Genomic DNA, 25,928 nt, shown 5'->3' with positions numbered 1-25,928 from the left:
GCGTGCCGCACACCCGGTGTGGGGGAGGTGAACCTATGCGACCCGCGGGCCGGGTTGGACGTGATCGAGCTCCAGTCGTACGGCCGCCGGGAGCTCGGTCAGGCCGAGGGACGCGCGGGCGGTGGTCAGCACCTCGGAGTGGAGGCGGGCGAGGATGTCGCGCACGGCGGCGTCGTCGGCGAGCCACAGCGTGATGCGGACGGCAGGTGCCGCTTCGGTGCCCACGAGCCGGGCCCTGGCCCGGCCGACCCCGGGCAGCTCGGCGGCCTGCGCGGCCATCGCCTCGGCCGCCGCGGCGGCGCTCACGACGATGGACGTGTCGATGCTGCCGTCGAGCGGTTCGCCCTCCAGCAGGAGGTCGGGACGGCGTTCCGGGCGCAGGGCGTGCGCGGCCCAGACCAGCCCGAGCACGGCGAGCAGCAGGCCGCAGGCGATCCCGACGACCCGGGCGACGAGCGGCTGCGCCTGCACGGCGTCGACGATCATCGGGTCCAGCAGCGGCCGGCCGGCGCGTGCCGTGCCGAAGTAGCCGTAGGACAGGAGCGTGACGAGGGTGCCCGCGGCGAGCAGGACGAGCCCGACCACCACCGCGAGCGTCCGCTCGCCGGTGGTGGAGCGGGCGATCGCCGCGGTCGCCCGCCGCCGCAGCGCAGGTGAGCTCGGGGCCGTGCTCTTCGGCAGGTCGGTCGTCACCGCGGCATCCTCCGCTCCTGCACGGTCACGGTGACCCGCGGCCGGTGGTGCAGCGGCATCTCGTCGAGCAGAGCCTCGACGCGGGCGCGCACGCTGTCGGCGAGCTCGGGACCGGCGCCGCTCCAGCCCTCCGCGGCCACCGACACCCGGCGCCGCGACGCCGTGACGGACGCTGCGGCGACGTCCTCCGCGGTGCGCACGCGGCGGCCGACGAGGCGGGCGAGCACGCGGGGCGACGTGGTGACGCTGATCTCGGGCGCCGGTCCGTCGACCCGGACGTCGTGGCGCCGGGCCAGCAGCCCGAGGAGCACGAGGAGGAGCCCGAGGACGGCGACGCCGATCGCGATGCCCGGCACCGGGGCGTCGGTCCACGCGGTCTGCTCGAGAGAGGCGAACCAGTCGGGCCACGGCACGACGAGCCCGTCGCCCCCGCCGGGCCGCACCGACGCCGCGACCACCTCGAGGACCACCAGCACCCCGACCAGGGCGACGGCGAGGCCGAGCAGCGGGGCGAGCACCCGCAGCAGCACGCGCACGACTTCCTCCTTCTTGTGGCTAGAGCAGCCGGGCCGCCGCGGGACGCGCCGGCCGCAGGCCGGCGATCGTCACGGTCATGGCGCGCACGCGGTGCCCGGTGACGCGCGCGAGCTCCTCGCCCACCTTGGCCCGCACGGCCGCGACGACGGTGCGCACCGGGGCGGGGTACTGGAGGGTGAGCTCGAGCCGGACGTCGACCGTGGGGGGATCGCCCGCCCCGGTGGTGATGCGCGCGCTGGCCCCGGCCTCTCCGATGTCGATACCCGCGAGGCGCCGTTCGTGGCGCAGCGTGCCGGGCACCTGGTCGGCTGCGTGCTCGACGATCTTGCGCAGCACGGCGGGATGGATCTCGAGCCGGCCACGCTCCTCGACGGCCGGGAGCCGGTTCACCGGTCGCGGCCCCGTCCGAGCAGGGCGTTGATGTCGAGCTGGCCGTCGAGCGCGCGGCCGACGAGCAGCCCGATCGCGCCGAGGACCAGCACGATCAGGAAGGCACCGAGGCCCCCGAACGCCCCGGCGATGCCGAGGGCGAGGCCTGCCAGCAGGCCGGTCTGGGTGGCGTTCATGGTTCTCCTCTTACAGCACTCTCTGGTTGCGGCGGCGGTGCCAGGTGCGGATCAGCGCGACGCCCACGCGCACCGGGAACGGCAGCGGCCGCACCACCTCGACGGGAGCGTCGTACCGGAGATCGTCCTCCACGATCCCGGCCTCGCGGAACCGGGCGATGCCCGCGACGAACACCTCCGGATCGCCACCGCGGTCCGGGTGGTTCTCGCGCACGAAGGCCCGGTAGGCGGCCCGCTCCTCCTCGTTCACAGCAGCTCCTCCGGCACGAGGATGTCGGCCACGGTGATGTCGACGGCCGCGCCGCCGCACAGCCGGGACACGTCGCGGCGCAGCGAGCGGACCACCTCCGGGATCGGCCGGTCGGCGCGCAGCACGACGGCCACCTCGACGGGTTCGTCGCCCTCGCCGATCCGGACGCCGACGAGCTTGCGCCCCGGCAGGTAGGTGGCGATGTCGTTGTAGATGCCGCCGTGCAGGGCGGCGACCGCGGGGTGTGCGGCGACGGCGGCCGCCACCCGTTCGGCCAGCTCGACCGGGTCGGGTGGGTTCGGCACGGCCGTCGTCCTCGTCGCTGGGGCCGTCACTCGACCCGCGCGGACACCACGGGCGGCTGCGCGTCCTCTTCGATGGCCTGCGGCAGGTGGATGTCGTTGACCGCGATGTTGACCTCGATCACCTCGAGCCCGGTCATGCGCTCGACGGCCGTGATCACGTTGCGGCGCACGGCCCTGGCCAGCTCGACGATCGACGCGCCGTACTCGACGACGATGTCGAGGTCGACCGCGGCCTGCTTCTCACCGACCTCGACCTGAACGCCCGCGATGTTGGCGCCGCCGGTGCCCCCGCCCGGGATCCGCTCGCGGATCGCGCCGAAGGCCCGGGAGACGCCGCCGCCCATCGAGTGCACGCCGGAGATCTCCCGCGCGGCGATGCCGGCGATCTTCTGTACGACCGAGGCGGCGATCGTGGTCTTGCCCTGCGTGGTGTCGTCGGCGAGCCGGGCCGGCGACGCGACGGTGGTGGTGGGTGTCGTCGTCGTGGGAGTCGCGGTGCTCTCGCTCATGCCGTTGATCCTTCTCCATCGACTCTTCGCGCCCGCGCGCGCGTGCGGAGCGCATTGGCGAGTGTTCGCCAGTGGGGTATGTGGGGTGCGGATTCTCGAACCCCTCTGCCGGGAAGTCACCCGATCGGGGTAGCGGCGGCGCGGCGGTACCGGAGCAGGAGGACCCCGTCCTCGTGCAGGGCGTCCGCGAGCTCGAGGGGTTGGCGGTGCTCGCTCGCCGGTCCCGTCGCGATCCGGCCTGCGGTGCCCCCGACGAGCACCGGCGAGACGGTCAGGCAGAGCTCGTCGACCGCGTCCGCCGCCACGAGCTCGCCGAAGAGGGTGGGCCCTCCCTCGCACAGCACCCGGTGCAGCCCGCGCCGCGCGAGCTCGGCCAGCACGAGGTCGGGGGTGAGGCGGTCGAGCGCGACGACGTCCCCACCCGCGGCGGCCAGCCGCTCGCGGCGCTCCGGGGGCGCGGACGCGAGGGTGAGGACGATCGGCGGGACGTGCGTGTCGGTGAACAGCCTCCCGCCGGGGTCGAGCATCGCCGAGCCGGTGACGACCGCGATCGGCGGCGGTGCGTCGCGGCCGCGGGTCGGCTTGCGGGCGCCCCGGTAGTCCTCGGCCCGCGCCGTCCCGGCTCCCACGAGGATGACGTCGGCGAGCCGGCGCAGCATCACGAACACCCGGTGGTCGGCGGGGGAGCCGAGGCCCGCGGAGCGGCCGTCGACGGACACGGCGCCGTCGGCGCTGGCCACGAAGTTGGCGCGCACGAACGGCGCGCCCAACTGCTCGGGGTATGCGTAGCGCTGCGCGAGCCGCTCGTCGTCCAGGTCGTCGTCGGCGGGCAGCAGCGGTCGCACGACGTCATCCCAGCACAACTCTCCGCGGCACCGGCTACCGCTTCTCCCACCGGTCGGCGAACTCCCCTTGCCGGGGCGGCGGGCCGGGGAGGGGCTCGTGCTGCGGCGGGGTGCGCAGGGAGTCGAGCAGGAGCGCCAGGTAGCGCTCGCGCAGCTCGGTCGTCCGCTCCGGTGAGCCCCGCCGCACCGTGGACAGCTGCTCGAAGAGGAGGCCGAAGTCGGTGTGGGTCACGTCGGCCCGCAGCACCCCGGCCGCCTGCGCCTTGTCGACCACCGCACGGACCCGCTGGTCGCAGCGCTGGGCGAGCTCCATCAGCTCGGGCGTCGTGGTGAACGTGCCGGCGAGGGAGATCGTCATCGCGTGCGTGTCGGCGGCCACCACCGCCCGCGCGAAGGCCACGAACGTCTCCCAGGGCGGATCCGCGCTGTCCAGCGCCGCCTCCGCGATCCGGATGTAGAGGGACAGCCCGTCGGCGCACAGCCGCCGCAGCATGTCCTCCTTGCTGCCGTAGCGCCGGTAGAGCGCGCTGATCCCGACCCCGGCCCGCTCGGCGACCGCGGCGATCGGCGCGGTCGGATCGGCCACGAACACCTCCCGCGCGGCGTTCATGATCAGCTCGTCGTTGCGGGCCGCCTGCGCGCGGCGTCCGCTCATGGGTGCGGCTGGCATGCGCCCACCCTACCACTTGACCGGAACGTTCCGTTCCGCTACCTTAAAGGGGAACAGTTCATTCCGTTCCACGAGGAGTCCGATGACCGCGACGCTCGACCGGCCCCTCCCGGTCGCCATCCCCGCCGCCCGCTCGACGCGCTCGTCGTGGCTCGGCTTCTCCGCCGTCCTCGGCGCCGCCCTGATGAACCTGCTGGACTCCACCGTCGTGTCGGTCGCGGCGCCGGTCATCCGTGACGAGCTGGGTGGCACCAACGCCACGCTGCAGTGGACGACGGCGGGCTACACGCTCGCGCTGGCGGTGCTGCTGATCGTCGGCGGCCGGCTGGGCGACATGGTCGGGCGCCGCAGGATGCTGCTGATCGGCAGCGCCGGCTTCACCGCCGTGTCGATGCTGTGCGGTCTCGCCTGGTCTCCGGAGGTCCTCGCCGGCGGTCGGGTTGTGCAGGGTGCGTTCGCGGCGCTGATGCTCCCGCAGGGCTTCGGCCTGATCCGGGACGCGTTCCCGCCCGCCGAGATGGCCAAGCCCCTCGCCGCGTTCGGCCCGGTGATGGGCATCGGCGCGGTGCTCGGCCCGATCGTCGGCGGATTCCTGGTCGACGCGAACCTGTTCGGCACCGGCTGGCGGATGATCTTCCTGATCAACTTGCCGCTCGGCATCCTCACGGCGGTGCTCGCGGTGAAGCACCTGCCGAAGGTCGCTCCCGCCGCAGCGGGCACCCGCCTGGACTGGATCAGCGTCGCGCTCTCGGCGGCCGGCACCGTGCTTCTCATCCTCCCGCTGGTCCAGGGGCACGAGCTGCACTGGCCCGCGTGGACGATCGTCTCGCTGGTCGCGTCCGTGCCGGTGTTCGCGATCTTCGCCCGCCGCCAGTCGCGGCTCGCCCGCGCCGGCCGCACCCCGCTCGTGGAGCCCAGCCTCGCCGGGAAGCGCTCCTACGTGGCGGGCGTGGCGTTCGCGACGATCTTCTTCGCGGCGATGGGCGCGATGTTCACCATCGGCATGATGCTGCAGATCGGCCTGGGCTACTCGGCGATCGGCGCCAGCCTGATGATGGCGCCCTGGGCGTTCGGTGCGCTGGTCGGCTCGGCCGTCTCCGGGGTGCTCATGGCGAGGCTGGGCCGCGCGCTGCTGCACACCGGGCTCGCGCTGATGGGGGCGGGCGTGCTCGGGCTGTACGCGGTCTACGAGGTGGTGGGCGTCGAGGTCGGGTTCGCGACGATGGCGCTGCCGCTGCTGGTCGGCGGCACCGGAATGGGGATGATCTTCGTCCCGCTGTTCGACATCGTTCTCGGCGGCGTGGAGGACCGCGAGGTCGGTTCCGCGACGGGCGCGCTCAGCGCGATCGAGCAGCTGGGCGTCACCCTCGGCATCGCGATCCTCGGCACGGTCTTCTTCAGCATCGTCGGCGAGACGCCCACCGCGCAGTCGGCGGTCGACGCGGGCAGCGCGACGGCGTTGGTCGCGGCCGGCCTGATCGCGATCGGGTTCGTGCTCGGCTTCGCGCTCCCGAAGCGAGCGCGCGCAGGCGCTCACTGACGAGGGCTAACGACAGGGCCGGGTGGCACGCGCCACCCGGCCCGCTCGTGTGGGGCCACTATGGAGTGAAGGCCAGCCTCACCTATGGTGGATCCGTGTTGACGACGCCGGCCGCTCCCGCGCCCGCGGTCGGTGGGCTGCGCAGGCGCCGGCTCGCCGGGCTCGCCCTGCTCGCGGCCGTCCTGGTGGCGGCCTGCGTCGCGAGCATCGCGGTCGGCGCGAAGGCCATTCCCCTCGACGGCGTGTGGCACGCGGTGTTCACGCCGACCGGCCTCGGGGACGACATCGTCGTGCGCTCGCTGCGGGTGCCCCGCACGCTGCTCGGTGTGCTCGCGGGCGCCGCGCTCGGCCTCGCCGGGGCGCTGATCCAGGGCCACACCCGCAACCCGCTCGCCGACCCAGGGCTCCTGGGCGTGAACAACGGGGCGGCGTTCTTCGTCGTCATCGGGATCTACGCGTTCGGCGTCACCAACCTCTACGGCTACGTCTGGTTCGCCTTCGCGGGTGCGCTCGTCGCGAGCGTCGCGGTGTTCGTGCTCGGGTCGGTCGGCCGCGGCGGACCCACCCCGGTCACCCTGGCGCTCGCGGGCGCCGCGGTGTCGGCGCTGCTAGCCGCGCTCACATCCGCCGTCATCCTCGTCGACGTCCAGACCCTCGACGCCTACCGGTTCTGGGCCGTCGGCTCCCTCGCCGGGCGCGAGGTCGAGATCGCGGGGCAGGTGCAGTGGTTCCTGCTCGCCGGTGCGGTCATCGGGCTGGCGAGCGCCCCCGCGCTGAACGCGCTCTCGCTCGGCGACGACGTCGCCCGCTCGCTCGGCCACTCCGTGCGCCGCACCCGCACCATGGGGATCGTCGCGATCACCCTGCTGGCCGGGTCGGCCACGGCGGCGTGCGGGCCGATCGCGTTCGTCGGGCTCGTCGTCCCGCACATCGTCCGGTCCTTCACCGGCCCGGACTACCGGTGGCTGCTGCCCGCGTCGGCGCTCGCCGGAGCCGCCCTGCTGCTCGTCGCCGACGTGATCGGCCGCGTGGTCGTACGTCCGGGGGAGCTGCAGGTCGGGATCGTGCTGGCGCTGATCGGCGGCCCGTTCTTCGTCTGGCTCGTGCGCCGCCGGAAGATGGTGGCGATCTGATGGCAGTGCTGGAGAAGCAGCGCGTGCCCGGGCGTCCCGCGCTGCGCGCACGGGGGATGTCGCTGGTCTGGCGGCCGCGGTACGTGGTCGTGCTCGCGATCGGCGTGGCCGCTCTCGTGCTCGGCATGGCGGCGAACATCGGCCGCGGCGAGTACCCGATCAGCATCCCCGACGTGCTCGCCGTGCTGATGGGCGGCGGCGACTCGGGGCAGCGGTTCATCATCCTGGACCTGCGGCTGCCCCGGTCGCTCACCGGCGCGCTCGTCGGCGGGGCGCTCGCCGTTGCGGGGGCGATCACGCAGTCGATCGCGCGCAACCCACTGGCCAGCCCGGACATGATCGGCCTCACCGCGGGCGCCAGCGCCGCCGCCGTCTTCGTGATCGTGCTCGGCGGCGGGTTCGGCCTGGTCGGCGGGTTCCTCGCGGCCGCGGGTCTCCCGATGGCCGCGCTGGTCGGCGGGCTGGTCACCGCCGCCCTGATCTACGGGCTGGCCTGGCGGCGCGGGGTGCACGGGTTCCGGCTCGTGCTGGTCGGCATCGGCCTGCAGGCGATGCTGCTGGCCATCGTGCACTGGCTGCTCGTCGTCGCGGAGGTGTTCGAGGCGGCGCGCGCCTACGTGTGGCTCAACGGCAGCCTCAACGCGCGCGGCTGGGAGCACGTCCTGCCCGTGTCGGTCGCGCTCGTCGTGCTGCTGCCGGCCGCGTTCCTGCTGGCGCACGTCCTCGGCGCGCTGCAGTACGGCGACGACACCGCACGCGGCCTCGGCGTGCCCGTCAACCGGGCGCGGTCCCTGCTGCTCCTCGTCGCCGTCGGGCTGGCGTCGGTGGCCACGGCCTCCGCGGGGCCGATCGCGTTCGTGGCGCTGGTGGCGCCGCAGATCGCGCAGCGCCTCGTCGGGGGAGCGCGGCCGCCGATCGGCATGTCGCTCGTCGTCGGCGCGGCGCTCACCGTGATCGCGGACGTCGTGGCGCGCACCGCGTTCGGCGCCACCGAGCTGCCGGTCGGCATCGTCACCGCGGTGCTCGGCGCGCCCTACCTGCTCTACCTGCTCGCCCGCTACGGCCGGGAGGCCCGTGCATGACGCCGCTGACCAAGACCGACGCCTCTCAGAACGGCGCTGCCGCCGGCACGGACCCCGCCGTCCGGCTGCGGGCCGAGCACGTCCGGCTGGCCTACGGCGAGCGCGTTGTGGTGGACGGGCTGGACCTCGATGTCGTCGCGGGCACCATCACGGCGGTGATCGGGCCCAACGGGTGCGGCAAGTCCACGCTCCTGCGGGCGCTGGGCCGGCTGCTCAAGCCCACCGGCGGGCACGTCCTGCTCGACGGGGCGCGCATCGACAAGATGCCCACCCGCGAGGTCGCCAAGATCCTCGGGCTGCTGCCGCAGGCGCCCACCGCGCCGGAGGGGCTCACCGTGGCCGACCTCGTCGCGCGCGGCAGGCACCCGCACCAGGCGTGGTACCGGCAGTGGTCGGCCGACGACGAGGAGGCCGTGGCCCAGGCCCTCGAATGGACCGGCATCGCCGACCTCGCGGAGCGCCCGGTCGACGAGCTGTCCGGTGGCCAGCGGCAGCGGGCGTGGATCTCGATGGCGCTCGCGCAGGGCACCGACCTGCTCCTGCTCGACGAGCCGACGACGTTCCTCGACCTCGCCCACCAGGTCGACGTGCTGGAGCTGGTCCGGCGCCTGCACCAGGAGGCCGACCGCACCGTCGTCATGGTGCTGCACGACCTGAATCTGGCCGCCCGCTACGCCGACCGGCTCATCGCCATGCGGGACGGCCGGGTCGTCGCCGCCGGTGAGCCTTCGGAGGTCGTCACCGAGTCCATGCTCGCCGAGGTTTTCGGGCTCGCGGCCCGCGTGATATCCGACCCGGTGGCCGGCACCCCCCTCGTCGTGCCCATCGGCGGTCACGCTCAGTCGTCCTGAGCTCCCTGTGTGTCACGTGTCACCATGTGACCTGCGACGACCAGGATCGAGTGAGAGGAGGCCGTGGTGGAGCGCTCCATCTTCGACCACGAGGGCCCCTGGACCGAGGCCGCCTACCTCACCCTGAAGCACGACGGCCGCGTCGAGGTCGTTGACGGCACGCTGCTCATCGGCCCGAATGCGCGCCCGCGGCGGGCTCGGGCGATCGAGCGCGTGCGGGCTGCCGTGGCCGCGGTGCTGCCGGACGGGCTCGTCGTTCGCGGCCCGGTGCCGCTGCGCCTCGGCCTGGACTGCGTGCTGGTGCCGGACCTGATCGTCACAGCGGCCCCCACCGAGGAGAGAACCGGTGACGAGCCCGCCGAGGACGCGGAGCCGGTGGTCCTCGACGCCGCCGCGGCGCTGCTGGTGATCGAGGTGGTCGGCTCCGACCACGGTGCTGCCGACCGGAGCTTCAAGCTGCAGCTGTACGCCCGCAGCCGCATCCCGTACTCGCTGCTGCTCGACCACGACGGCCCGTTCGCGGTCGTCGACATGATCATCGGCGGCCGGTACCACGAGTACGCCCGCGCGGGCGGCGACGAGACGCTGCTGATCGAGGAGCCGTTCCGGCTCGAGCTCGACCTCGCGGAGATCACGGCGCCGGACTCCGCGCCGCCGGCGACGTCGCCTGCCGAGGGCCCACCCACCCAGACGCTCCCCGTGATCCCGACCGAGGAGCCGGGCGTCAAGGCCTGACGCCCGGCACCGGTGAACCCGGGCTACTGCCGTCGCGGCACGTAGGTCAGCACGACTGCGCCGCTGGCGAACGGCCGCGTGGCCGTCAGCTCGAGCCGGGTCGGTTCGCCCTTCCCGTCGAAGAGCCGGGTACCCCCGCCCTGCAGGAGCGGGTCGACGATCAACCGCAGCTCGTCGACGACACCGAGCCGGACGAGCGACGTGGCCGCGGCGGCGCCGGCGAACAGCGCGAGGTCCTTGCCGGGCCGGGCCTTCAGCCGCTCGATCTCGGCCGGGACGTCACGGGACAGCACGTGGCTGTTGTGCCAGTCGCTGCCGGTCAGCGTCTGCGAGAGGACGTACTTCGGCAGCTCGTTCATGAGGCGTGCGGTTTCCCGCTGGGTCTCGCTGCCCGCCGATGCCTCGGCCGTCGGCCAGTACGCTGCGAGCTTCTCGAAGGCGACCCGGCCGAACACCATGCCGTCGATCGAGCGCAGCGTGTCGAGGATGAAAGAGTCGAACTCGGCGTCGGCGAAGTGCCAGTCGATGTCGCCGTTCGCGTCCTCGACGTAACCGTCGACCGTCATGTTGATCTGCAGGAAGAGCTTGCGTGCCATCTGGAATCCTCTTCAGGGGTGGTGGGTGTCATCCGTACTGACAGCCGGGCGCCCCGGGAATCACCGGAGCCGGCAGCGGAGTTCGTCGCGCAGGCGGAGGCGCTCCGGAACGAGCTCTTCGCGCACTGCTACCGCATGGTCGGCTCGGTGCACGAGGCTGAGGACCTCGTCCAGGAGACCTACCTCCGCGCCTGGCACGCGCTCGACTCGTTCGAACGGCGATCCTCGATGCGGACCTGGCTCTACCGCATCGCGACGAACACCTGCCTGAACGCGGTGGAGGCTGCGCGGCGGCGTGCGCTGCCCGTGCAGTTGTGGCCCGCCTCCGATCCGGCCGACGCGGTGGCCGAGGCCACTGACGTCCCCTGGGTCGAACCGCTCCCGACGACGAGGGTCGCCGTCGGGCCGGAGGACGCGGCCGTGGAGCGGGAGAGCCTGCGGCTGGCGTTCGTCGCGGTGCTCCAGACGCTCCCGCCGCGTCAGCGCGCCATCCTGCTGCTGCGCGACGTCCTGCGCTTCTCCGCCGCTGAGAGCGCGCAGATGCTCGACACGACGGCCGTTGCCGTCAACAGCGGCCTGCGGCGGGCGCGGGACCAGCTCGCGGCCCGCGTGCAGACCCCCGCCGAGCCCGCAGAGCCGGAGCTGCGCCGCCGGCTCGACCAGTACGTCGCCGCGTGGGAGGCGAAGGACGTGCCCGCCATCGTGGCGCTGTTCAGCGCCGACGTGATCTGGGAGATGCCGCCGCTGGCGGCGTGGTACCGCGGGCAGGCGGACATCGCCCACCACCTCGCCGAGCGGTGTCCGGTGCGACCGGGGCAGGCCCGCCTCGTGCCGATCCGGGCGAACGGCCAGCCCGCGTTCGCCACGTACACGCGGGAGCCGGACGGCTCGCAGCGGCGGGCGTTCCTGCAGGTGCTCGACATCGGTCCGGGTGGGATCGAGCACGTGTACGCGTTCGGCGACCCGGCGGTCTTCGCGCTGTTCGGCCTCCCCTGACGATCACCACGACCGACGACGGGACATGTGATTAGGCTCCCGGCATGGGAAAGACCGTGCGCGAGACGTTCCGGGCGCCCGCCGACCTCGACCGGGTCGACACCCGGGCCCGGCCGATCGGGCCACGGGACAAGGCGGCCGCGGCCGAGGAGATGGGCGACATCGGCAAGCGCCTCGACCACCTGCAGGAGGCCCTCTACGCCGAGGCCACCGGCGGCAGCCCGCGCGCCCTCCTGCTCGTGCTGCAGGGGATGGACACCTCCGGCAAGGGCGGCGTGATCCGGCACGTCGGCGGCCTGGTCAACCCGCAGGGCCTGCAGATCGCGACGTTCAAGAAGCCCACCGAGGAGGAGCTCGCGCACGACTTCCTGTGGCGCGTGCGCCGCCAGGTACCGGCGCCAGGCCGGATCGGGATCTTCGACCGCTCGCACTACGAGGACGTCCTCATCGCCCGCGTCGACTCGCTCGTGCCCGAGGACGTCTGGCGGGCCCGGTACTCCCAGATCACGGACTTCGAGGCGGAGCTCGGCGCCCAGGGCATCACGATGGTGAAGTGCATGCTGCACATCTCGGCGAAGGAGCAGGCCGAGCGGCTCGTCGCCCGCCTCGACGACCCGGCCAAGCGGTGGAAGTACAACCCCGGCGATCTGGACGCCCGCGTGAAGTGGCCCGCCTACCAGGAGGCCTACGCGGAGGCGGTGCAGCGGACCGACACCGACGACGCCCCCTGGTACGTCATCCCGTCCGACCGCAAGTGGTACCGCAACTGGGCGATCGCGGCTCTCCTCGCCGAGACCCTGGCGGACCTGGACCCGCGGTTCCCCGAGCCGGACTTCGACGTCGACGCCGAACGCGCCCGGCTCGCTGCGAGCGGGGTGTCCTGAGACCGCGTTCCGCGGAACGCTGTCTCAGGCTGCGTGCGCCTTCGGGCTCGGCCTTTCGTGGCCCCACGCCCGTCCAGGCGAACCGCCACCGGGGCCTTCGGTGGCGCCGCGCATGGTGCGGGGCCGCCCCTCACGCCTCAAGGGCGCTGCGCGTCGCTGCCGCGATCGCTGCGCGACCCTTGACCCCTGAGCCTCTGCGATCCCTGAGGGCCCGCTTCGAGGGCAGGCCCACGGGCCTGCCCTTTTTGGGCGCGCGGCGCCACCGAAGGCTGGTCTCGCGGGCATGATCAGCGTTTCGGTGCGAATACCGACGCCCTGCGTCGGGAAACGCGCCCAGTCGCCGATCATGAGGTGGCCTGGCCGGCGCGAGCAGTACTTTCCGGTCGCGGGCGGCACCGTGGTGTGCTGCTCGGGGTGATCTCCGCTGCTCGCGCACCTGTGGTGGGCGGATGCTGCCGGTCGACGGGGTTCGTGGGCCGACACGGGGTGCCTGAGCGGGGACCGGTGCGCGGTGGCAAGGAGATCGCCGAAGACCGGCCTCCTGGCGGCGCCGCGCGCCAGGAAGGGCAGGCACGGGCCTGCCCGCGAAGCGGGCCTGAAGGGGCCGCAGAGGCTCGCAGGTCAAGGGTCGCGCCAGCGATCGCGGAGCGACGCGCAGCGCCCTTGAGCTGTGAGGGGCGGCCCCGCACGATGCGCGGCGCCGCCAGGAGGCCCTGAGGAAGCAAGACCTTGAGCCAGGAGGCCTTGAGCAGGAGGACCTACCCCAGCAACTTCCGCCCGATGATCTCTTTCATGATCTCGTTGGTCCCACCGAAGATCGCCTGTACGCGCGAGTCGACGAAGGCCTTCGCGATCGGGTACTCGAGCATGTAGCCGTAGCCGCCGTGCAGCTGCACGCAGCGGTCGACGACCCGCTTGAGCACGTCGCTCGCCCACCACTTGGCCTTCGCCGCGTCGGCCGCGTCCAGGCGGTCTGCGACGAGCTCGGTGATGCAGCGGTCGACGAAGGCCTGGGTGACGTCGACCTCGGTGGCGATCTCCGCCAGCTCGAAGCGCGTGTTCTGGAAGCTCGCCACCGGCCGGCCGAAGGCGGTGCGCTCCTTCGTGTACTCCACGGTGATCTCGAGCGCCCGCGCCGCGGCCGCCGCGCAGCCGACCGCGATCGAGAGCCGCTCCTGGGCCAGGTTCTGCATGAGCGCGATCAGCCCGCCGCCCGGCTCGCCGAGCACGTTGGCGTCGGGGACGTGGACGTCGGTGAAGGAGAGCTCCGCGGTGTCCTGTGCCTTCAAGCCGACCTTGTTGAGGCGGCGGCCGCGTTCGAAGCCGGGCATCCCGCGCTCGACCACGAGCAGGGTGAAGCCGCGGCTGCCGGCGTCCGGGTCGGTGCGGGCCACCACGATCACCAGGTCGGCCATGATCCCGTTGGTGATGAACGTCTTCGCGCCGTTCAGGACCCAGCCGTCGTCGCTGCGGCGGGCGTTCGTCTGGATGCCCTGCAGGTCGGAGCCGGTGCCGGGCTCCGTCATCGCGATCGCGGTGATGATCTCACCAGAGCAGAAGCCGGGCAGCCAGCGCCGTTTCTGCTCGTCGGTGGCCAGTCGCAGCAGGTAGGGCGCCACCACGTCGTTCTGCAGCGGGAAGCCGATCCCGCTCGCGCCCGCCCGGTTCAGCTCCTCGGTGAGCACGGCGTTGTACCGGAAGTCGGCCACCCCGCCGCCGCCGTACTCCTCGGGCACGTCGGTGCCCAGCAGCCCGGCCTTCCCGGCCGCGAGCCATACCTCCCGGCTGACCTGACCGTCGCGCTCCCACTGGTCGTGGAACGGGGTGACCTCTTTGGCGATGAACGTCCGCGCCAGGTCCCGGAAGTCGGCATGCTCGGCGTCGAAGATGTCGCGCTGCATCGCCGGAGTCTCACATACCGGCCGGTAACAAGAAATGGGCTAGTAGTACTGCCCGGGTACGGCGAACACGAAGAACAGCATGACGACCAGGGTCGCGGCCCCGATCCAGCCGAGGACGATGCCGGCGATCGCCATGCCGCCGCCGGACTCGCCCCGCTGCCTGATCTGCTGCTGTGCGACGTACCCGAACACCAGCGCCAGGATGCTGCCGATCCAGTAGATCCACAGGATCCCGAGGACGAGCGAGGCGATCGCCATGCCGTTGGTGGGGCGCGGCGGCGGGTAGGGCGGGTATCCGCCGTAGTACTGCGGCGGGTAGCCGGGCTGGGGTCCGTAGCCGGGAGGGGGCCCGTAGGGAGGGGGAGGGGCGTACGCGGCCGTGCCCTGCGGGCCGTACGGCGAGCCGGGTGGCGGGCCGAGGGGAAGGCCGGTCCGGGGGTCGAACGCCTGCCCGGGGAGCGGCTCGTACGGCGGGGCGCCGTACGCCGGCGCGGTCGGCTGCTCGGGTGCCGGCGGGCCCGGCTTGTCCAAGGACACGGTCGCCGACTCCTCCGCCTTGTCGGGCGGCGGATCAGAAGGCTGCTGCGGATCCGGCGTGCTCATCGTGTCCCCCCTCGTCAGAGCGATGTTCCCGACGGAGATCGTTCCTTCCCCGCCCTGACCGGGTGACGGCGGGGTTCGGCAGGTGATCGGTAGCGTGTTGTTCCGTGGACCTCCCCGCCGCCGCGGTCAACCTCGTCGGCATGGCGCGCGGCGGGGTGGCCGACCTGCGGCGGATGCCGCGGGAGCTGGTGGACGACGGCCCGCGCGGCGCGCTCTACCGGTACCTCCCGGTGCCCGGTGTCGCCCCGGTCGGCGGCGAGCCGGTGTTGCTGGTGCCGCCGCTCGGCGCCCCCGACTTCGCCTACGACCTGCGCCGCGGCTGTTCGCTCGTTGAGCACCTGCTCGGCGAGGGCCGGCTCGTGTACCTGGTCGACCACGGGCCGAAGTCGTTCGCCGACCGTCGCCTCGGCATGGAGCACTGGGTCGACGACGTCGTGCCGTGGGCGGCGCGGCTCACCGCGGAGGACGCCGGGCCGGACGTCCACCTCGTCGGCTGGTCGCTCGCGGGCATCTTCTGCGCGCTCGCGGTCGCCGCCGGGACGCAGGCGGGCCAACCGCTCCCGGTGCGGACCCTGACGATGGTCGGCAGCCCGGTCGACGTGTCGGCCGTGCCGTTCGTGGCCCCCCTGCGACCACTGGCGATGGTGACCGGTGGGCGCGGCCTGTCGGCGGTCTACCGCGCGATCGGGAGCTTCCCCGCGCCCCTGGTGAGCGCGGCGTTCCAGCTCGTGGCCGTCGACAAGCTGGTGACGAAGCCGCTCACGGTGCTGTCCCAGCTCGACGACCGCGACGCGCTCGCCCAGATCGAGGCTGTCGAGCACCTGATGCGCAACATGCACGGCTACCCGGGCCGGGTGTTCGGCCAGATCTTCCACCTGATGCTGCGCCACAACGACCTGGCCGACGGCGAGCTGTCACTGGGCGGGCGGTCGATCCGGCTCGCCGCCGTGCAGGTCCCGGTGCTCGTGGTGGGCGGGCGGAACGACGTGATCGCCCCGCTGCCGGCCGTGCAGAAGGTGGTGGGCCTGCTCACCGGCGCCCCGGAGGTGCGGTTCAGCACCGCACCCGGCGGGCACCTCGGCGTGCTCACCGGGCGCGGCGCGCGCACCACCACCTGGAAGGCGCTCGACGAGTTCCTCGCGGAGCACGACTGACGCGCTCAGCTCAGGTGCGCGCGGAGGAACTCCAGCGTGCGGTTCCACGCGGTCTGCGCCTGCTCGGCGTCGTAGGTGCCGAGGTGGTTCTCGTCGTTGAAGAACGCGTGGCCCGCCGGATAGAGGTGGAACTCCGGCTTCACGCCCGACTCGGCCTCGATCCGTGAGGCGAGCTCGCGCACCGCGTCGGTCGGCGCGAAGTCGTCCTGCTCGCCGAAGTGCCCGAGCAGCGGCGCGGTGAGCCCGGCAAAGCTCGGGTAGTCCTCCTTGAGCAGGCCGTAGAACGGCACGGCGGCACCGATCTTGTCGCCCTGCTGCGCGGCGAGCACGAGCACGAAGCCACCGCCCATGCAGAAGCCCACGGCGCCGACCTTCTGCGACGTGACGGCCTCGTGCCCGAGCAGGTAGTCGACCGCGCCGCCGAGGTCGCGGGCGGCCCGGTCGACCGGCAGCTCCTGCATGAGCCGCCCGGCCTCCTCGGAGTCGTGCGTGGTGCTGCCGCCGTACAGGTCGGGGGCCAGGGCCACGAAGCCCTCCGCGGCCAGCCGGTTGGTGACGTCGGCGATGTGGTTGGTCAGCCCCCACCACTCCTGGATGACGACGACACCCGGACCGCTGCCGGACGCGGGGACGGCGAGGTAGCCGTGGGCCGTGCCGCCGTTGGAGGGGAACGTGACGTCCTGGAGCGGGTTGTCGGTCACGGCCACATCTCACCACGCCCACCTGGGCGTCGCCGGATCCCCCACACCGGGACGATCCGGGCGATGTGAGGAACGGTGCAGGTCGGAGGGTTGGGTGAGGCGAGGGATGCAGACTAGCGTCGCTGACATGACCTTGACGCCCAGCCGGCACGACGCAGCGGTGGCCGACCTGGTGGGTCGATACCGGGCGCTGCCGCCGGGCACGCGGGTGCGGCTGGCCAAGAAGACGTCGAACCTGTTCCGCTTCGACGGCGCCGAATCCGCCGGCACCATCGACGCGTCCGCGCTGGCCGGCGTGATCTCCGTCGACGACGTGGCGCGCACCGCCGACGTGCAGGGCATGACCACCTACGAGGACCTGGTCGAGGCCACCCTGCCGCACCGGCTCATGCCCCTGGTGGTGCCTCAGCTGAAGACGATCACGCTCGGCGGGGCCGTCACCGGGTTGGGCATCGAGTCCACGTCGTTCCGCCACGGGCTGCCGCACGAGTCGGTGCTCGAGATGGACATCCTCACGCCCGAAGGCGAGCTCGTCACGGCCACGCCCGACGGGGAGCACGCCGATCTCTTCGCCGGCTTCCCGAACTCCTACGGCACCCTCGGCTACGCGCTGCGGCTGAAGATCGAGCTGCAGCGGGTCTCGCCGTTCGTCCGGCTGGAGCACCGGCGGGTGGCCACGGCCGACCTGGCCGCCACGATCGAGGAGGTCTGCGGTCCCGACGGGCCCGACTTCGTCGACGGCACGGTCTTCGAGCCGGGGGAGCAGTACCTCACGCTCGGCACGTTCAGCGAGGACCCCGGGCCCGGCGTGAGCGACTACACCGGCCAGCAGATCTTCTACCGCTCCATCCGCGAGCGGACCACGGACGTGCTGACGGTGCACGACTACATCTGGCGCTGGGACACCGACTGGTTCTGGTGCTCCCGGGCCCTCGGCGCCCAGCACCCGGTCGTGCGCAGGTTCTGGCCGCGCCGCTACCGCCGCTCCGACGTCTACCGCCGCCTCGTCGCCCTCGACCGGCGCCACGGCTTCTCCCGGCTCGCGCACCGCATCACCCGCACGCCGCAGGAGGAGCCGGTGATCCAGGACGTCGAGATCCCGGTCGACCGGCTCGCCGAGTTCCTCGACGCGTTCCACCGCGACATCGGCATCCGGCCGGTGTGGCTGTGCCCGCTGCGGCTGCGCGGCGAGCGGACGTGGCCGCTCTACCCGATGCAGCCGGGTGAGCTGTACGTCAACGTGGGTTTCTGGTCGAGCGTGCCGGAAACACCAGGTCGACCGGACGCGCACAACCGCCGGATCGAGGAGCTCGTGGCCGATCTCGGTGGGCACAAGTCGCTGTACTCCACAGTGCACTACGACGAAGGTGAGTTCTGGAAGCACTACAACGGGCCTGCCTACCGCGCGCTCAAGCAGCGGTACGACCCGCACGGCAGGCAGCCCGATCTGTACTCCAAGGTCACCAGGTGAAGGGGGCAGTCATGCAGGTAGCAGAGATCATCTCCGACGTCCTCGGCCAGGATGTACCGATCCGGATCGTGGCCTACGACGGAAGCAAGGCCGGGCCGGACGGATCCGACGTCGCGCTGAAGATCCTCACGCCGCGCGCGCTCGCCCGGCTCGCCACGGCGCCCGGCACCCTGGGTCTCGCCCGCGCGTACGTCACCGGCGAGATCGAGGTCGACGGCGACGTCTACGACGTGCTGAACGCCATGGCCGACCTCACGCTGCACGACCTCAGCCGCAAGGAGCAGGTGGCGCTCGCGCGCAAGCTGTTCCCGGTGTGGCTGCGCCATCGCCAGCCGCCACCCGAGTTCGAGTACCGCCCGCCGGGCCGGCTGCACTCCAAGGCGCGGGACAGCAAGGCGATCTCGCACCACTACGACGTCTCCAACCGCTTCTACGAGTGGGTGCTCGGACCCTCGATGGCGTACACCTGCGCGGTCTTCGCCACCGAGGACAGCACGCTCGAGGAGGCGCAGGCGGCCAAGTTCGAGCTGGTGGCGCAGAAGCTGGCCCTGAGACCGGGGATGCGACTGCTCGACGTCGGCTGCGGCTGGGGCGGCATGGTGATGCACGCGGCCGCCGAGCACGGCGTGAAGGCGCTGGGCGTCACGCTCTCGCGCAACCAGGCCGAGTGGGCGCAGGCCGAGATCGAGCGGCGGGGCCTGTCCGACCTCGCCGAGGTGCGCCACCTCGACTACCGCGACGCACCGGAGGAGCAGTTCGACGCGATCAGCTCCATCGGGCTCACCGAGCACATCGGCAAGGCCAACCTGCCGAGCTACTTCGGCGCCCTGTACCGGCGGCTCCGGCCGGAGGGGCGGCTGCTCAACCACAGCATCACGCAGCCGCGCACCCCGCTCACGCGCAAGCTCGACCCCTTCATCGCGCGGTACGTGTTCCCGGACGGCCAGCTCGAGCCGGTCGGGGACATCATCTCGGCGATGAACGACACCGGGTTCGAGATCCGGCACGAGGAGAACCTCCGCGAGCACTACGCGCTCACCCTCACCGAGTGGTGCCGCAACCTGGAGGAGCACTGGGAGGAGGCCGTCGCCGAGGTCGGGCTCGGCCGCGCGCGGGTGTGGCGGCTCTACATGGCGGCCAGCCGGCTCGGGTTCGAGCGCGACAACATCCAGCTGCACCAGGTGCTGGGTGTGAAGCTCGGCGACCGCGCCCGGTCCGGGTTCCCCCTTCGCGGTTGGTAGCGGTCCAGAATAGGAGCGTGGTCGACCGCCTCTCGCCGCTCGACGCGTCCTTCCTCTTCGCCGAGCACCGCACGGCGGCGATGCACGTGGGTGCGGTCATGACGTTCGCGCCCCCGGAGGACGGACCGTTCGACCCGGACGCCTTCACCGATCTCATCGGGCACCGGCTGGCGCTCGTGCCGCGGTACCGGCAGAAGGTGCGCGAGGTACCGGGCGGGCTGGGGCTGCCGGTGTGGGTGGACGACCCCGACTTCGATCTGGGTTTCCACGTCCGGCGCTCCGCCCTGCCGGCGCCCGGCACCGAGGAGGAGCTGCTCGACCTCGTCGGGCGGCTCCTCGCCCGGCAGCTGGACCGTTCGCGGCCGCTGTGGGAGGTCTACCTGGTCGAGGGGCTCGCCGACGGCCGGTTCGCCGTGGTCACGAAGACCCACCACGCCATGGTCGACGGGCTCGCGTCCATGGACATCGGCGCCGCGCTGCTCGACCTCACCCCGCAGCCGCGCGAGACCCCCGAGGACGACTGGCGGCCCGCCCCCGAGCCGTCCGGGCTGGAGCTGGCCGCGTCCGCGGCCGCGCACGCCCTGCGCAGGCCCCGCGACGTGCTCGACGTCGCCGGGCGCGCCCTCACCGACGTCCGCGAGGCGGTGTCGACGGTGGGCAAGACCGTGGAGGGCGTGCTCGCCGCGGGCCGCAGCGCCGCCACCGTCCGGCCGGTGCAGCCGCTCAACGCCGCCACCGGCCAACAACGGCGCTACGGCATGTGCCGCACGTCGCTGGCCGAGCACCGCGCTGTCCGGCGGGCGCACGGCGGCACCGTCAACGACGTGGTGCTCGCGGTGGTCGCAGGCGCCCTCCGCCGCTGGCTGATCAGCCGGGGCGAGCCGCTGACCGCCGACACGGCCGTCCGCGCGATGGTGCCGGTCAGCGTCCGAGCCCGGGCCCGGGGTGGATCGGGAGCGGGCAACAGCATCTCCGCCTACCTCGTGGACCTGCCCGTCACCGAGGACGACCCGCTCGCCCGGCTGGCGGTGCTGCGCGAGGCCATGGAGGTGCACAAGCGCAGCGGCCAGGCCGTGGGCGCCGCCACGCTGATGAAGCTGGTCGGGCTCGCCCCGCCGATCGTGCACAGCCTCGGCGCCCGGCTGGCCAGCCAGTTCTCCAGCAACTTCTACAACGTCCTCGTCACCAACGTGCCCGGCCCACCCCGCCCGCTCTACGCCATGGGCGCCCCCATGCTCGACATGTTCCCGGTGGTCCCGCTCGCCGGTGGCCAGGCCGTCGCCATCGGAATCACGTCCTACGACACCGGCATGCACTACGGGTTCACCGCCGACCGCGACGCCGTCCCCGACGTGGACGTCCTGGCGGGCTTCGTCGCGGATTCACTGGCCGAACTCGTCGGCCTCTCCTGACGCCGCACTCGGCTCGCCTGCACGGAGAGCGCGAGTCGCGCGAGGCGGGGGTCTCGGGTGTCGAGTGGATCAACCGGATCGGCCGGGTGGCCGAGGCGCGTTGGTGCCCGGGTTGCCACTGCTTCCGTTGATCGCGGCCAGTCGACCATTCATCCGATCCGGTTCGGTGGCGGTGAACTGCGCGGTGGGAATCGGCGTGGAACAGGGTGACGTCCGATCCTCGACCAGATGACCGAGCAGAAATGAGCAGCGGTGTTCAAAGGTTTCAGCAAGGCGTTTGTCCGCGAGGCAATCAACCGCAGTGCCGAGAACGAGGTCGACAGAAGAAGATTCCTGCGGGTCGCGGGTTTCACCACGGCCGGCGTCGTCGGCGGCGGCGCGCTGGCCGGTGGCGGGCTCTCCGCCCCACCCTCCACAGCCGCGATCCGCACCGTGGCCGAGGTGTCGGATGACGCCGCGATCAGCGATGCCGCCGTGCTCAACTTCGCCCTCAACCTCGAGTACCTCGAGGCCGAGTTCTACCTGCGCGCCGTCACCGGTGAGGGGCTCGACGACAACCAGATCGACGGCGTCGGCACCGTCGGCGGGGTAACCGGCGGTCGCCAGGTGGAGTTCACCGACCAGGTCCTGAAGGCCAACGCGACCGAGATCGCGAACGACGAGCGCGCCCATGTCGATTTCCTGCGTACCGCGCTCGGGGACGCCAAGGTCGCCCGTCCGGCGATCGACCTGGACGAGGCGTTCACCGCCGCCGCATTGGCTGCCGGGCTCATCGAGGACGGTGAGCGCTTCGACGTGTTCGGCAGCGAGGACAACTTCCTGCTCGGCGCCTTCGTATTCGAGGACGTGGGTGTGACCGCTTACAAGGGCGCCGCTCCGCTGATAGAGAACAAGACGTTCCTGGATGCCGCGGCCGGGATTCTCGCGGTCGAGGCGTACCACGCCGGCCTGATCCGCGCGTCACTGCAGGCTCGTGGGGCCGAGGAGGCGACGATCGCCATCTCCGACGCCCGCGACGGCCTGGACGGCGAGGCCGACCTCGACCAGGGCCTCGAGCTCGACGGGGTACCGAACATCGTCCCGACCGACGAGAACGCCATCGCCTTCGGTCGCAGCGCAGGACAGGTCCTCAACATCGTCTACCTGAACCCGGACAGCGTGACATCCGGTGGCTTCTTCCCGGACGGCGTCAACGGCGACATCAACGCCAGCGACGACAGCGCCTGACCCTTTCGTGGCTCTGCGGGCGGCGGCCCTCAGCCGGCGAGGGGCCGTCGCCCGCTCCGCGCGAGTGAGCGAGCACCGCGACGCGCCGGATCACCGCACGTGCGGTGGGTACGAGCGGTTCAGCCGTGCTCCTCCGAGCGTGCGGACGCGACGAGCGCGGCGCCGGTGCTACCTGCCCGAGATCGGCGGGTACGGGCTGCTCGTGCTGGCCGTCGAGGGCGACCTCGTGTCGGCCGTGACCTGGTTCGGCGACCGCCGCCTGTTCCCCCACTTCGGCCTGCCGTCTACTCCGGTTGGTATCGATCTGGAGTAACCCCGCCGTCCGTTCAGCCCAGTGACACGGCATCCTGCCCTCGTGGACATCGAGGTTCGGCCGCTCGGGGCGGCCGACGTTGACGCCGCGGACGACGTCTTCCGCGACGCGTTCTCCACCGTTCTCGGCGCCGGGGTGCATCGCGACACCGAGCTCGTGCGCACCCGGTTCAGGGCGCAGCACACGATGACGGTCGGCGCGTTCGTGGACGGCGAGGTGGCCGGCTCGACGATCGTCACCCGCTGGGGCAGCGTCGGCTACCTCGGTCCGCTCTCGGTGCGCCCCAAGCTGTGGGGCCAGGGGATCGGCACGCGGCTCGTCGGCGCCGCCGTCGACGTGCTCGACGGGTGGGGTGCGGGGCACCAGGGCCTGTTCACGTTCGCCCAGAGCCCGCAGCACCACGGCTTCTACCAGCGGTTCGGCTTCTGGCCGCGGTTCCTGACGGCGATCATGTCAAGACCGTTGACGGGCGCTGAGCCGGAGCTCGGGTGGCGCCTGTCGGACGTGGCGCCCGCCCACCGTCCGGCCCTCGTGGCCGGCTGCGCCGCCGTCACCGACGCCATCCACCCGGGGCTGGACGTGCGCGGTGAGATCGAGGCCGTGCTCGACCAGGGCCTCGGAGACGTCGTGCTCATCGGTGAGCCGGACGTGCCGCGCGGCTTCGCCGTGTGCCACGCCGGGCCGGGCACGGAGGCGGGTAGCGGAGTTGCGTACGCCAAGTTCGCGGCGGTCCGGCCGGGCCCGGGCGCGGCGCAGGCCTTCGAGTCGTTGGTGGCGGCCTGCCAGGGCTACGCGGCGGGTGCGGGAGCGGTCCGGCTCACGCTGGGGGTGAACACCGCGCGCCACGAGGCGTACCGGCAGCTGCTGGCGGCGGGCTTCCGCACCGACAGCCCAGGCATCACCATGCACCGCCCCAACGAGAGCGGCTACGACCGGGAGGACGTGCGGCTGCTGGACGACTGGCGCTGATCCCGGTCATCCTGCCCGCAGCGCCGCTCGGGCTGCGTCCACCGCCTGCGCTGCGTAGCCGCCGCCGAACAGCACCACGTGCACGAGCAGCGGGAACAGCTGGTGCAGCGGCACGCGGTCGCGCCAGCCGGCCGCGAGCGGCGCGGCCTCGTCGTAGGCGGCGAGCACGGTGTGCAGGTGCGGGCAGCCGAAGAGGGCGAGCATCTATAGGCCTTCTGAGTAGGCTGCCAGCCTAGGCGTATCTACGCAGGTCAGCGCCCAAGCAGGTCGCACCGGGTGGGCGGTTCGATCGGTCGAGCACCCGGGTACGCGTCGCGGCAGCGACTCGCTCGGGTCGGGTGTAGGTGTAGGTCACCGTCATCACCGCGACGCCTGCCTCGGTGGCGACCTGCCGCATCGTGGCACGGGACGGCTTCACCTTTCCGACCCTATCCGTGTATCGTTACACAGATGCGCCTAGCAGCCGCATCCTAGCAGCCGCATACAGCGCCTTCGCCGCCTTCTGTACCTTCTGTGGTATCTGGGGCGCCGCTCTGCCTGGCGTTCGGCCGACTCAAAAAGGCTCCAACCGAAGGGGATGTATATGAGCACTGACTCCACAGAGTGGAGCCACGGGTCGTCTGAAGTGGCTCCGGGAGTACGACTTCACTATGCGCGGGCAGGCGTGGGCGAGCACACGGTGGTCCTGCTGCATGGATACCCCCAAACTTGGCATAGTTGGCGACATGTCGCCGCGCCGCTAGTGCGTGCAGGTAACAGTGTCGTATGTATTGACTATCGAGGCGCAGGCAGTTCTTCGCACCCCGCGAGCGGATACGACAAATGGACGATGGCCGGGGATGTGCGGGTGATAGTGCGCGAAATCCTACGGGTCAACGAGCCAATCAGTCTGGTTGGCCACGATATTGGCTCGATGGTGTCATTGGCATACGCGCTTCGATTCCGTGACGATCTGTCGACGCTGACCCTGATGGAAGCAACATTGCCGGGGACAGACGTGTACGAACGACTCAGGGTCGATATGCGTCATTGGCACTTCTTCTTCCATCAGGCGCTGGATGTGCCTGAGCAGCTGACGGCGGGACGAGAACGAACCTATCTGAAACTATTCTTTGACGGCGCAACCTTCAATCCGGAAGCGATCACACTTGAGGACTTGTCTGTCTATGCCGCTCACTTTGAGCAACCGGGCGCCATGCGTGCAGGTTTTGAGCTCTACCGCGCCTTCGCAAGAGACGATCGCGACAACCGAGCAGCCTTGGTCGATGCCGGACGACTGACGTTGCCCGTCTTGGGAGTAGCGGGGGCGGCCAACCTGTTTTCTGACGTGAATGAGGAAATGCTTCGAGAGGTCGCCACTAATGTTCAGGTTGCGATCGTTCCAGATGCTGGGCATTACGTTCAGGAGGAGAATCCCGCTGGCTTGCTGGACGTATTGATTCCCTTTATTGATGATAACGCCAGGCGAAAGAAGTAGTGCCCGACCAGGGGCGGTGACCTCCTTGCGGCGCTGACTGCCTCCGCCCCGAGGCGCCGCACCACTTCTGCGACAGGTTCGTCCCCGACGGGCTCGAGCATGTGACGCTGCATCCGCCATCGCGAGGTCGGTCTCCCGGTGCCCGCCGTGGGCCGCCGGATCGATGAGCACGGCTCCGGCCGGCGACCACAGCACGTTCCCCGACCACAGGTCGCCGTGCAGCCTGGCGGGCGGCTCCGCGGGCCCGGCGAGGGCGGGCAGGGGGTCCGCGACCGCCTCGATCACCCGGGCGTCGTCGGCGCTCAGGGTGCCGGCGTCGCGGGCCGTGCGCAGGTAGGGAACGAGCCGGTCGGCTGCGTACCACTCCGGCCAGCTCGGGGCGGGTGCGTTGCGCATCGGGGCGGCGCCGATGCGCGCGTCGGCGGGGCCGCCGGGCGGCGCGGCACCGAATGCGGGCGCACCTGCCGCGTGCGTCCGGGCCAGCGCGCGGCCCAGCTCATCGGCCGCTCGCGCGTCGGGGGAGCCGCTTGGGACCAGCTCGGTGACCAGCCGCCCGCCGTCCGACTCCAGCACGGCGGGCACGGGCGCGCCACCCGCCTCGTCGAGCCAGCGCAGCCCCGCCGCCTCGGCGGCGATCGCCGCCCGGTCACCCTCCTTGACGACGACGGTGCGCCCGTCGGCGAGCCCGACCCGCGCGGCGCCGCCTCCCAGCGACACCCGGCCGCGGACCACGACGCCCAGCACCGTCACCTGTTCTCGCGCACCCACTCGACCATCCCGGGCATCGCGGCCTTGATCATGTCCAGCACGGAGGTGAAGCCGTCGTCGTCGCCGTAGTACGGGTCGGGCACCTCGGCGCGGGGCGGGGCGTCCGGGTCGAACGAGCGCAGGAGCCGCACCCGGTCCGGGTCGCGCACCAACGACCGCAGCGCCCGCTCGTGGGACCGGTCGAGCGCGACGATCAGGTCCGCGCCGAGCTGGTCCGCGTCCACCTGCCGCGCGATGTGCTCGGACTTGTAGCCCCCGGCCAGCAGCGCGGCCACGGCCCGCTCGTCGGCGGGTGACCCGACGTGCCAGTTGCCCGTGCCGGCGCTCGACACGTGCACGGCGTCGGCCAGACCGGCTCGCTCCAGCTCGTGGACGAACACCTTCTCCGCGATCGGCGACCGGCAGATGTTGCCGGTGCAGACGAACACGACGCGCAGGGGGTTGTCGGTCACGGCTGCAGTCTCTCGCAGCCGGTCACTCGTCGTCGCGGCCCGGGCCT

The 25,928-nt window shown here is 72.2% G+C and carries 30 protein-coding genes and 2 pseudogenes; 15 read left to right on the top strand and 17 right to left on the bottom strand.

Annotation, left to right across the window (positions count from 1 at the left end; genetic code table 11):
• Window positions 1–33 precede the first annotated feature (33 nt).
• From FB388_RS23505 to FB388_RS23465, 9 genes are all read right to left on the bottom strand, one after another.
• A complete protein-coding gene (locus FB388_RS23505) occupies window positions 34–693 on the bottom strand; it encodes an alkaline shock response membrane anchor protein AmaP (RefSeq protein WP_246122325.1) in 660 nt (219 codons plus the stop codon).
• The gene (locus FB388_RS23500; RefSeq protein ID WP_142104359.1) at window positions 690–1,229 is read right to left on the bottom strand and encodes a DUF6286 domain-containing protein; all 540 of its coding nucleotides are present in this window, start codon (window positions 1,227–1,229) and stop codon (window positions 690–692) included. Before FB388_RS23500 ends, FB388_RS23505 begins: the two co-directional genes overlap by 4 nt.
• Window positions 1,230–1,248: 19 nt before the next feature.
• Window positions 1,249–1,620: an Asp23/Gls24 family envelope stress response protein gene (locus tag FB388_RS23495; protein WP_142104358.1), complete on the bottom strand. Its 372-nt coding sequence runs from the start codon at window positions 1,618–1,620 to the stop codon at window positions 1,249–1,251.
• Complete coding sequence (locus tag FB388_RS23490) at window positions 1,617–1,796, bottom strand: hypothetical protein (RefSeq protein ID WP_142104357.1); 180 nt, start codon at window positions 1,794–1,796, stop codon at window positions 1,617–1,619. The genes FB388_RS23495 and FB388_RS23490 overlap by 4 nt, the downstream gene beginning before the upstream one ends.
• 10 nt (window positions 1,797–1,806) lie before the next feature.
• Complete coding sequence (locus tag FB388_RS23485; protein ID WP_142104356.1) at window positions 1,807–2,046, bottom strand: hypothetical protein; 240 nt, start codon at window positions 2,044–2,046, stop codon at window positions 1,807–1,809.
• The gene (locus tag FB388_RS23480; RefSeq protein ID WP_142104355.1) at window positions 2,043–2,351 is read right to left on the bottom strand and encodes a hypothetical protein; all 309 of its coding nucleotides are present in this window, start codon (window positions 2,349–2,351) and stop codon (window positions 2,043–2,045) included. Before FB388_RS23480 ends, FB388_RS23485 begins: the two co-directional genes overlap by 4 nt.
• Window positions 2,352–2,377: 26 nt before the next feature.
• The gene (locus tag FB388_RS23475) at window positions 2,378–2,860 is read right to left on the bottom strand and encodes an Asp23/Gls24 family envelope stress response protein (protein WP_142104354.1); all 483 of its coding nucleotides are present in this window, start codon (window positions 2,858–2,860) and stop codon (window positions 2,378–2,380) included.
• Window positions 2,861–2,976: 116 nt separating this feature from the next.
• Window positions 2,977–3,705: a pyrimidine reductase family protein gene (locus tag FB388_RS23470; RefSeq protein ID WP_142104353.1), complete on the bottom strand. Its 729-nt coding sequence runs from the start codon at window positions 3,703–3,705 to the stop codon at window positions 2,977–2,979.
• A 34-nt stretch (window positions 3,706–3,739) separates the two neighbouring features.
• Window positions 3,740–4,375, bottom strand: a complete 636-nt coding sequence (locus tag FB388_RS23465) for a TetR/AcrR family transcriptional regulator (protein ID WP_211362183.1) — start codon at window positions 4,373–4,375, stop codon at window positions 3,740–3,742.
• Window positions 4,376–4,457: 82 nt separating this feature from the next.
• Here FB388_RS23465 and FB388_RS23460 point away from each other — a divergent pair, with 82 nt between their 5' ends.
• From FB388_RS23460 to FB388_RS23440, 5 genes are all read left to right on the top strand, one after another.
• Complete coding sequence (locus FB388_RS23460) at window positions 4,458–5,915, top strand: MFS transporter (protein WP_142104352.1); 1,458 nt, start codon at window positions 4,458–4,460, stop codon at window positions 5,913–5,915.
• Window positions 5,916–6,013: 98 nt separating this feature from the next.
• Window positions 6,014–7,048: a FecCD family ABC transporter permease gene (locus FB388_RS23455; protein ID WP_425468587.1), complete on the top strand. Its 1,035-nt coding sequence runs from the start codon at window positions 6,014–6,016 to the stop codon at window positions 7,046–7,048.
• Complete coding sequence (locus FB388_RS23450) at window positions 7,048–8,130, top strand: FecCD family ABC transporter permease (protein WP_142104350.1); 1,083 nt, start codon at window positions 7,048–7,050, stop codon at window positions 8,128–8,130. Before FB388_RS23455 ends, FB388_RS23450 begins: the two co-directional genes overlap by 1 nt.
• A complete protein-coding gene (locus FB388_RS23445; protein WP_142104349.1) occupies window positions 8,127–8,981 on the top strand; it encodes an ABC transporter ATP-binding protein in 855 nt (284 codons plus the stop codon). Before FB388_RS23450 ends, FB388_RS23445 begins: the two co-directional genes overlap by 4 nt.
• A 66-nt stretch (window positions 8,982–9,047) precedes the next feature.
• Window positions 9,048–9,716, top strand: a complete 669-nt coding sequence (locus tag FB388_RS23440; RefSeq protein ID WP_170225800.1) for a Uma2 family endonuclease — start codon at window positions 9,048–9,050, stop codon at window positions 9,714–9,716.
• A 23-nt stretch (window positions 9,717–9,739) separates the two neighbouring features.
• On the opposite strand, the gene FB388_RS23435 is transcribed toward FB388_RS23440, so the two are convergent.
• A complete protein-coding gene (locus FB388_RS23435) occupies window positions 9,740–10,312 on the bottom strand; it encodes a dihydrofolate reductase family protein (protein ID WP_142104347.1) in 573 nt (190 codons plus the stop codon).
• Window positions 10,313–10,330: 18 nt separating this feature from the next.
• Between FB388_RS23435 and FB388_RS23430 the strand changes: the two genes are divergently transcribed.
• Together FB388_RS23430 and FB388_RS23425 are read left to right on the top strand one after the other, a co-directional pair.
• On the top strand, window positions 10,331–11,308 hold the full coding sequence (locus FB388_RS23430; protein ID WP_246122323.1) for a sigma-70 family RNA polymerase sigma factor: 978 nt from the start codon (window positions 10,331–10,333) through the stop codon (window positions 11,306–11,308).
• Between the two features lie 44 nt (window positions 11,309–11,352).
• Window positions 11,353–12,192 (top strand): PPK2 family polyphosphate kinase, encoded by an 840-nt coding sequence (locus FB388_RS23425; RefSeq protein WP_142104346.1) that lies wholly within the window; start codon window positions 11,353–11,355, stop codon window positions 12,190–12,192.
• Window positions 12,193–12,950: 758 nt separating this feature from the next.
• On the opposite strand, the gene FB388_RS23420 is transcribed toward FB388_RS23425, so the two are convergent.
• Both FB388_RS23420 and FB388_RS23415 read right to left on the bottom strand, forming a co-directional pair.
• Complete coding sequence (locus FB388_RS23420) at window positions 12,951–14,093, bottom strand: acyl-CoA dehydrogenase family protein (protein ID WP_142104345.1); 1,143 nt, start codon at window positions 14,091–14,093, stop codon at window positions 12,951–12,953.
• A gap of 39 nt (window positions 14,094–14,132) precedes the next feature.
• On the bottom strand, window positions 14,133–14,696 hold the full coding sequence (locus tag FB388_RS23415) for a DUF4190 domain-containing protein (protein WP_142104344.1): 564 nt from the start codon (window positions 14,694–14,696) through the stop codon (window positions 14,133–14,135).
• Between the two features lie 140 nt (window positions 14,697–14,836).
• On the opposite strand from FB388_RS23415, the gene FB388_RS23410 reads away from it, so the two are divergent.
• Window positions 14,837–15,850: an alpha/beta hydrolase gene (locus FB388_RS23410; RefSeq protein WP_142106226.1), complete on the top strand. Its 1,014-nt coding sequence runs from the start codon at window positions 14,837–14,839 to the stop codon at window positions 15,848–15,850.
• 5 nt (window positions 15,851–15,855) lie between these two features.
• Here FB388_RS23410 and FB388_RS23405 read toward each other — a convergent pair whose 3' ends face one another.
• Window positions 15,856–16,551: a dienelactone hydrolase family protein gene (locus FB388_RS23405; RefSeq protein ID WP_142104343.1), complete on the bottom strand. Its 696-nt coding sequence runs from the start codon at window positions 16,549–16,551 to the stop codon at window positions 15,856–15,858.
• 127 nt (window positions 16,552–16,678) lie between these two features.
• Between FB388_RS23405 and FB388_RS23400 the strand changes: the two genes are divergently transcribed.
• The 6 genes from FB388_RS23400 (at window position 16,679) to FB388_RS23380 (ending at window position 23,184) form a co-directional block, all read left to right on the top strand.
• On the top strand, window positions 16,679–18,022 hold the full coding sequence (locus tag FB388_RS23400) for an FAD-binding oxidoreductase (RefSeq protein ID WP_142104342.1): 1,344 nt from the start codon (window positions 16,679–16,681) through the stop codon (window positions 18,020–18,022).
• A gap of 11 nt (window positions 18,023–18,033) precedes the next feature.
• Entirely contained in the window at window positions 18,034–19,263 is a 1,230-nt protein-coding gene (locus tag FB388_RS23395; protein ID WP_142104341.1) for an SAM-dependent methyltransferase, read from the top strand.
• Between the two features lie 17 nt (window positions 19,264–19,280).
• Complete coding sequence (locus FB388_RS23390) at window positions 19,281–20,675, top strand: WS/DGAT/MGAT family O-acyltransferase (protein WP_142104340.1); 1,395 nt, start codon at window positions 19,281–19,283, stop codon at window positions 20,673–20,675.
• Between the two features lie 252 nt (window positions 20,676–20,927).
• The gene (locus FB388_RS23385; RefSeq protein ID WP_142104339.1) at window positions 20,928–21,902 is read left to right on the top strand and encodes a ferritin-like domain-containing protein; all 975 of its coding nucleotides are present in this window, start codon (window positions 20,928–20,930) and stop codon (window positions 21,900–21,902) included.
• A 139-nt stretch (window positions 21,903–22,041) separates the two neighbouring features.
• Window positions 22,042–22,215, top strand: a complete 174-nt coding sequence (locus FB388_RS39580) for a hypothetical protein (protein WP_170225711.1) — start codon at window positions 22,042–22,044, stop codon at window positions 22,213–22,215.
• A 42-nt stretch (window positions 22,216–22,257) separates the two neighbouring features.
• Window positions 22,258–23,184, top strand: a complete 927-nt coding sequence (locus tag FB388_RS23380) for a GNAT family N-acetyltransferase (protein ID WP_142104338.1) — start codon at window positions 22,258–22,260, stop codon at window positions 23,182–23,184.
• A gap of 6 nt (window positions 23,185–23,190) precedes the next feature.
• On the opposite strand, the pseudogene FB388_RS23375 reads toward FB388_RS23380, so the two are convergent.
• Together FB388_RS23375 and FB388_RS41250 are read right to left on the bottom strand one after the other, a co-directional pair.
• A pseudogene (locus tag FB388_RS23375) lies at window positions 23,191–23,388 on the bottom strand (fructosamine kinase family protein); the annotation flags it as partial.
• A gap of 28 nt (window positions 23,389–23,416) precedes the next feature.
• The gene (locus FB388_RS41250) at window positions 23,417–23,581 is read right to left on the bottom strand and encodes a LacI family DNA-binding transcriptional regulator (RefSeq protein WP_142104337.1); all 165 of its coding nucleotides are present in this window, start codon (window positions 23,579–23,581) and stop codon (window positions 23,417–23,419) included.
• Window positions 23,582–23,761: 180 nt separating this feature from the next.
• Here FB388_RS41250 and FB388_RS41245 point away from each other — a divergent pair, with 180 nt between their 5' ends.
• The gene (locus FB388_RS41245; RefSeq protein ID WP_142104336.1) at window positions 23,762–24,661 is read left to right on the top strand and encodes an alpha/beta fold hydrolase; all 900 of its coding nucleotides are present in this window, start codon (window positions 23,762–23,764) and stop codon (window positions 24,659–24,661) included.
• 123 nt (window positions 24,662–24,784) lie between these two features.
• On the opposite strand, the pseudogene FB388_RS23360 reads toward FB388_RS41245, so the two are convergent.
• Together FB388_RS23360 and FB388_RS23355 are read right to left on the bottom strand one after the other, a co-directional pair.
• Window positions 24,785–25,378: pseudogene (locus tag FB388_RS23360) on the bottom strand (fructosamine kinase family protein); the annotation flags it as partial.
• A 29-nt stretch (window positions 25,379–25,407) separates the two neighbouring features.
• Window positions 25,408–25,881, bottom strand: a complete 474-nt coding sequence (locus tag FB388_RS23355) for a low molecular weight protein-tyrosine-phosphatase (protein ID WP_246122320.1) — start codon at window positions 25,879–25,881, stop codon at window positions 25,408–25,410.
• Window positions 25,882–25,928: the final 47 nt, after the last annotated feature.

The sequence above is a fragment of the Pseudonocardia cypriaca genome (assembly GCF_006717045.1).
GTDB classification, from domain to species: Bacteria; Actinomycetota; Actinomycetes; order Mycobacteriales; family Pseudonocardiaceae; genus Pseudonocardia; species Pseudonocardia cypriaca.
This window is presented reverse-complemented; position numbering and strand designations above follow the sequence as displayed.